Source organism: Intestinibacter sp., from assembly GCF_034113885.1.
Lineage (GTDB): Bacteria > Bacillota > Clostridia > Peptostreptococcales > Peptostreptococcaceae > Intestinibacter.
This window is the reverse complement of the sequence record NZ_JAXEWM010000159.1, coordinates 1-3918: the sequence shown is the minus strand read 5'-3', so window position 1 is coordinate 3918 and position 3918 is coordinate 1. Positions and strand designations below refer to the sequence as shown.

Genomic DNA, 3918 nt, shown 5'->3' with positions numbered 1-3918 from the left:
TTTTCATAAATAAGCCCTACCATATGCTGAGCATATGCGTTGTTTTCGTTAGCACATATATCTAACATTTTTTTGCTGTCTTCGTAATTTCCTTCATTATAATATATTCTTCCTAGATGTAATTTGGCGTTTAAATGATTTTCCTGTGCTGCTAATAGATAATATTTCTTAGCGTCCTCTAAGCTGTTTAAATCCTCGTATATAAGGCCTAGCTTATAGCTAGATTCTATATCCTTATTATTAGAGGCCTTTTTATACCATAAAATAGCTTCTTCTATGTTTTCTGCCTCAAAGTATATATCTGCTAATTTCTTTTGACAAGTCACACAAGTTGAATTTTTCATGTAGTAAGATATGGCCATTTGATAATTTTTAGTCTGATAATATAGATCCCCTAAATTTTCTATCGCCACCTTACATCCATCTGCTATTGCTTCTTCGTAGTATTTTATAGCCTTTTCGTAATTTTTTTCTTCAAAATAAAGCCCAGCAAAATTATTTTTAGCCTCTACCATAGAATCATTCGAAGCTAAATCGTAATACATCTTCGCGCTTTCAATTTCATTTTGTCTGTTGTATAGATTTCCAAGTCTAAGCTTAGATAAAGTGTGGTTTGATTCTATTGCTTTTACATAATACTCTATGGCATCTTCATAGAAATTTTTTTCATCGTATAAATACGCCAATCTGTACTGAGATTTAACATGGTTTTTATCCGCGCTTTTTTTGTAGTATCTCTCGGCTTCATCTCTGTGGTCGTTGAGTTCCATATATAGGCCTAAATTGTAGCAGCCTTTTTCAAATCCACTTCTATATAATTGCTTATATAAGCTCACAGCTTCCTTTTCCATGCCGTTTTTCATATATAAAATAGCCAAATTAAATCTACACTCATCATTTCCCAATATATGACCTTTTTTGTAGTATTCAATCGCATCTTCTTCTCTATCTGATACGATATACAAATTTCCTAAGTTAAAACAAGCAATTCCAGAATTTCCATTTGCGGCTGTCTTTAACCATTTTTCTGATCTTTGAAAATCCCTCAATTTAAAGTGTACAACTCCCAAATTATTTTGGCATCTTAAATCTCCATTTAACGCCTGTTTTTCGTACCAATAAAGTGCATACTCATAGCCCTCTATATTGTAATACATATTTCCCAAATCATATGCTGCATCATCTTTGCCGTTTTTATAAGATAGAGAGAACCATTTTTCTGCCTCTACATATTGTTTTTTTTCTAAATAAAGTTCCCCTAATCTATACTGTGCTTTTACATGGTTTTGATTTCCAGCAATTATGTAAGATTGTATAGCTTGATCTTTTTTGCCTATTTTTTCAAGCATATTTCCCTTACTATATGCCAATACTGCTTCTGTAGGCACATCTTTACTCTTTTTCTTTATAGAAAACTTACTCATTTTTATTTCTTCTCCTATTTTTTATATTTCCTTTATATATTTTTATTTTAATTATTTGATTGATTTTTCTAGATAAATTAATACTATAACACATTATATACCAAAATAGTACATATTTAGTTTTAAAACTTAAAATTTAATAAAAATGTAATTATTTAAGCTTCATAGAGTTTTTCATCCATATAGATAGTAATATAAAAGCAACAAATCTACTACCTTTCCATAGCTTTTAGTTCCTTCCTTTACCCTATTTGATTTTAAGTAGAGATTATTTACATTATCGGATACTTCATTTACTTTACCTTGGTATTTTTCCCAAAACTTAGAGTAATTATCTATATCCTCTAATACTTCATCGTCTATATCTTTTGTAAGCAACACAAACTCATCGTAATCTACCTTGCTAAGAGCAGATGCAGTGTATCTCAAGGCCATAAAATACCCTGAGTAATTTACATATGGATTTTCATTTTCTATACAGGCTATATAAGATAAAAAATTTGCATCGCTTTCATTTCCGTATCCCCTTTGATGAGCCATCTCATGTAAAACAGTAAATGGTATACTGACTAACGGTTGATTAGTATTTATATTAGCTTCACCTGTAAATGGAGAATATATGCCCGTTATATTTGTATAAGAAAGCCATCTTGAACTAAGTATTATTTTCGCCTTTGAATATCCTCCCAACTTATTTAAATTCAAAATCTCTACATTATCGTATCCATTTTCTAATTCTGAAATAATATTTTTTATGTCGTGACTATTATTTTGAAGCTCGCTATTTGAACTATCTACTATTTTTCTACTTTCATTACATTTATCTATTAAAAGCTCGTATAAATCGGCTAAATCATCTTGATCAAAGCTTGTTTGTGAAATATCTCTGTTGTTTGACTCACTGTATTCTTTTTTAATACTATCATCCAAGCTTACCCTGTTGTAGTTGATTCCCCAGAGCAAAATAAATAGAAAATATATCAAACACACACAAGCTAAATAATTAAGTAAAACATTTTTTAAGCTTTTGAAAAAATTACTTCGATCCTTAAACGCTCTATAAATTAAATACACTACAGATAAGACTACAGATATCGAAAATATATATATCATTATTTCAAAGCATGAAAAATCGAAAATAGAACTTATCTTGCTTAAAAGCTTAACTATATAGACGTCTATACCTCTAGAATAATAAGTCTCTACAAAATAACTGTATTTTGCAGATATATATTTTATAAATATGGAAATAATAAAAAGTATATAACATATATTCCTAAATTTTTTCATACTCTACCTCCAATTTTATTATATCATCAATTTAATAATACTTTGATATGTAAAGTCAAAATCAAGCTTTTATAGAATTAAAATAACATTTATGTTAAAATTAGAAAAAAGATGGTAGGTGAACTTATGAAGGATATAAAAATAAAACTGACAAGAGACAAATACAACTTTAGATTCAAGCAATACGAAGGAATGTACTTTCACGGCGAGATCAAAGACGACAATATGGTCAAATACAAAATAACTAAAGACGAAGCAGGTACAGATCTAAAAGAATTTGGAAATACACATATAAAGGACAACATGGTATTCATACCACAAATCGATGCATATATCGACTTAAAAAAATAGAGGGAATTTCCCTCTATTTTATCAATTGCACAAAAAATAGCACAACTACCATAACTAATGCTAGCTTGAATACTACTCCCGACAAAAATTTAAATAATTTTATACCTACGCCCAACAAGACGATAAAAATCGCTATTTTAAATAATAAATCTATAGTCATTTCGTTTCCTCCATATCTCAATAAACTATTCGATATACAATATTATCATATTCATTAATAATATAATACATGAAAATTATGTACTTAGATTTAAATAAAAATAACAATTTTTTAAAAATTTATTACAAAAAACTGAAATTTAAGGTATACATATTTCCATAATTTTTCACTTGCCTTTCTAAATAATATTATTATAAAATAATTCTGCTACTTAAAGTCAACTCCATGTCATCAAAATAATTTTAATAAATTTTTTTAAACGTATAATATTATTCTAAAATTAGAAAAATATTAAAAACTAAACTTAAGGAGTCAACTATGCAAAACAACAATTTTAAAAGCTATTTACTTTCTAAATGTCTAATCGGATATGGATTAGTAAATGGTATAATCAACGCTATAATATTTTATTTTATGGAGAGAGGTCATTTAGACAAAATCTTTGAAGCGAAAGATATAATAAGTGATTTTGCCTTTACGACATTTTTATTAGGTGCACTACTAGCTCTTATAGTAATCCCTATGATAGCTAAAGACATGGAAAAAGGCAAATTCAAAGCAGATAATCGCACACATAAAATAGAGCAGTACTTACCAGACCATATACTACTTATTTCTTTAGTTGTCGGATTAATTGCCTGTTTTATATCTGTAGCATTATCGGCTGTAGTAGTCTATCTATTCAAGGTTAGC

Annotated in this window: 5 protein-coding genes; 2 read left to right on the top strand and 3 right to left on the bottom strand. The window is 28.4% G+C overall.

Going from position 1 to position 3918, the window contains the following annotated elements:
- Window positions 1-1424: SEL1-like repeat protein (locus SPD90_RS09710; RefSeq protein ID WP_320925094.1), on the bottom strand; the 1424-nt coding region annotated here is incomplete at its 3' end.
- 174 nt (window positions 1425-1598) lie between these two features.
- A complete protein-coding gene (locus SPD90_RS09705) occupies window positions 1599-2714 on the bottom strand; it encodes a DUF3810 domain-containing protein (protein WP_320925093.1) in 1116 nt (371 codons plus the stop codon).
- 126 nt (window positions 2715-2840) lie between these two features.
- On the opposite strand from SPD90_RS09705, the gene SPD90_RS09700 reads away from it, so the two are divergent.
- Complete coding sequence (locus tag SPD90_RS09700) at window positions 2841-3065, top strand: hypothetical protein (protein WP_320626507.1); 225 nt, start codon at window positions 2841-2843, stop codon at window positions 3063-3065.
- Window positions 3066-3078: 13 nt separating this feature from the next.
- Here the strand turns inward: SPD90_RS09700 and SPD90_RS09695 are convergent, their stop codons facing one another.
- Window positions 3079-3225, bottom strand: a complete 147-nt coding sequence (locus tag SPD90_RS09695; protein ID WP_290691950.1) for a hypothetical protein — start codon at window positions 3223-3225, stop codon at window positions 3079-3081.
- Between the two features lie 318 nt (window positions 3226-3543).
- On the opposite strand from SPD90_RS09695, the gene SPD90_RS09690 reads away from it, so the two are divergent.
- Window positions 3544-3918 (top strand): hypothetical protein (locus SPD90_RS09690; RefSeq protein WP_320925092.1); only part of this gene is annotated, 375 nt, incomplete at its 3' end.

Excerpts from the sequence above, each read along its gene's own strand:
- SPD90_RS09705 (WP_320925093.1), bottom strand. The coding sequence starts at position 2,714 with ATGAAAAAATTTAGGAATATATGTTATATACTTTTTATTATTTCCATA.
- SPD90_RS09700 (WP_320626507.1), top strand. The coding sequence starts at position 2,841 with ATGAAGGATATAAAAATAAAACTGACAAGAGACAAATACAACTTTAGA.
- SPD90_RS09695 (WP_290691950.1), bottom strand. The coding sequence starts at position 3,225 with ATGACTATAGATTTATTATTTAAAATAGCGATTTTTATCGTCTTGTTG.